At 42.6% G+C, this 2,644-nt stretch carries 2 protein-coding genes and 1 pseudogene; all 3 read left to right on the forward strand.

All coding sequences use genetic code 11. The features are described 5' to 3' along the window. The first annotated feature begins 114 nt into the window (after positions 1–114). On the forward strand, positions 115–1,326 hold the full coding sequence (locus tag IM475_RS10180; protein ID WP_287727463.1) for a toxin-antitoxin system YwqK family antitoxin: 1,212 nt from the start codon (positions 115–117) through the stop codon (positions 1,324–1,326). 100 nt (positions 1,327–1,426) lie between these two features. Beyond that, a pseudogene (locus IM475_RS23140) lies at positions 1,427–2,458 on the forward strand (IS1634 family transposase); the annotation flags it as partial. Between the two features lie 125 nt (positions 2,459–2,583). Next, the coding region (locus IM475_RS10195) for an IS630 transposase-related protein (protein WP_271956410.1) at positions 2,584–2,644 on the forward strand (61 nt) is incomplete at its 3' end.

Here is a 2,644-nt window from a genome sequence, read left to right on the forward strand (position 1 = left end):
CTCTTATTCTGTTTTTTATCTATTAAGGACAGATTTTAAACAGTATCACAAAAAAACTCTTTTATTACGCTGGCAACACTATCTCATTGTGGCGATCGCTGTCTCGTGAGAGTATTGGCAAAAATAAATAACCCTTTATTGCATCACGAAAGACTTTTGCAAGAGGTCTATTTTGTCGCTGACCAAAAGGATGGTCTCTGGGAATCCTTTGACGAACAGGGCAATCTTTGGTGGAAAGGGTCTTTCTCTCAAGACCAGAAGCACGGCTTGTGGGAAGCTTGGTCAAACGGCATTCTGGTTGAAACGGATCATTTTTCCCAAGGCATTCAGGAGGGGGAGTGGCGCAGTTTCCACAGCAACGGGAAAGTTCACTTTCAGGGACAATTTCATCAAGGTAATAAAGTTGGCATTTGGAAAGAATACGATACAGCAGGGAGAGAACTGGCATCCATCAACTTTGGAGTGTCTAATCAACCAGTTCAGCCTCCACCGACTGACGAATTACACCTAGCCAAACAGGAGTTGCGAAAGCGACTCAATCCCACTTTCCAAATAGACAGTGCTGGACCGTTTTTAATTGCCAGTGAAGCCCCGAAATTCATGACAGATAGGGTGAAAACTTATACAGTCCTCTGGCTTCACCAGCAGATGCTACGAGACTTTACCCGAAAAGCTTCCTCCACTGGTAGCAAGACAATCTATCTTTTCCAGACTCCTGAATCTTACTATAACTATACCTTGCAGTGGTACGGTTACGTCCCCTTAAACGCTGCTGGCTTTGCCACAAACGATGCTTTAATGGTCAATTTGGCTACGGGAACGGGAACTTTAGCGCATGAATTAGTCCACGCTTACTTACACGCAGATTTACCTTCGATTCCCCCGTGGATTGATGAGGGATTGGCTTCTTTATTCGAGCAAAGTGTGGGTGTCAACGATGAAATTCGAGGGTTACTCAATTGGCGGCTGCCTCTACTGAAGGAGGCTATCCGAGAGAAACAGCTTGTTCCGCTCACTGAGTTAACTCGGCTTGACAGAAACGCCTTCAGTGGGGATGGCATTGAACTCCACTATGCTGAGGCTCGATATTTGTGCTACTACCTTCAAGAATTAGGGCTTTTGCGTCAATTTTATCGCACCTATCGAGACAACTATCAAACCGATCCTCTTGGTATTGATACCTTGCTGCAAGTTCTGAACAAAGACAATCTTAAGGATTTAGAAGCAGGCTGGGTTGGTTTCATCAATACATTAGTAACCCACATTCCGCACCCTCAACTGTCACATAAGCTGTCCCCCTCCAGAGACTTGAGTAAAAATACTTAGCTGGTGAAGGTTTTCTCGGTGGCCGCTAGGGCGGTCTTGAGACCCCTAATTATGAAAAAATAGGAATTGTTGGAAAACTTAGGCAGTGGGCTGTTCGACCATGGATCAATCAACAGAAATTGAAGTCAAAAATCTAGACCATCTGGGATTAGTAGCCGGAATTATCGATGAAATAGGAATCGTTGAAATTATCAACGAACAAGTCTCAATTGAGCGAGGAGAAATTGTCACAGCGGGGCAAGTCGTGAAAGCAATTATCCTGAATGGATTGGGATTTGTCTCCGGGTCCTTGTATTTATTTCCTCAATTTTTTGAAGATAAAGCAACCGAACATTTGCTGGGAGAGGGCATCGAACCCAAACAATTGAATGATGATAAAATTGGTCGAGTAATGGACAAACTTTATCAACTGAATGTTTCGGTCATTTTCCTACTGATTAGTTTAGCAGCCGTGAAAAAATTTGGTGTAGCGACCGAGAATTGCCATTTAGAGGCGACTTCTCTATCAGTGGAAGGAGAATATATAGCGTTTCCTAAGCTAGTGAGGTACACCTGTTTTTCTTCCCCTTTGCCTTTTGCCTCTTGCATGAGTGCCTAAAACCCATAACTTTTGTACCTCAGCAGACTGAAAAACGCTATAACAAGGAATACCCAACAGTAGAAATCCTGAAATCAGGAGCAGTGGGAGAAGAAATTGAAACCAGACAACAGCCAATAAAAATTACCTACGGATACTCCCGCGACCGACGACCTGACTTGAAACAATTTATGATTGACTTAATCGTAAGTGGGGATGGAGATGTACCTTTATTCCTGAAAGTAGGTGACGGAAATGAAGCGGACAAAGCGGTTTTTGGTCAAATCGCCCGAGAATTTCAAAAACAAGTTGACTTTGACAGTTTAATAGTCGGCGATAGCGCCCTGGGGTTTAAAAAGACTAATGAGAGAAATGCGTTGGTTATCTCGAGTCCCCTTCAGCATTAAAGAGGCTCAAGAGTTAGTCGATAGCATCTCAGAAAAAGAGTTAACCGATTCAGAAATACCAGGTTATTCCTGGCGGGAAACAAGCTCTAACTATGGGGGGATAAAACAAAGATGGTTGCTAGTTGAAAGTCAAGCTAGAAAAGAGGCGTTGTCAGATCAGAATATGAAAGATACAATGCAATCCTTGCTATCAAAGTATAGTCATTTCAAATAAGCCTGATACAAGTAAAAAATAGGGTAAAATAAGGAGAAACAAGCAACCCATACAGAAAAATGTCCTATAGCCTAGACTTGAGAAAAAAAGTAATTGATTATGTAGAGAATGGAGGAAGCA

Source organism: Microcystis sp. M061S2, assembly GCF_020245605.1.
Lineage (GTDB): Bacteria > Cyanobacteriota > Cyanobacteriia > Cyanobacteriales > Microcystaceae > Microcystis.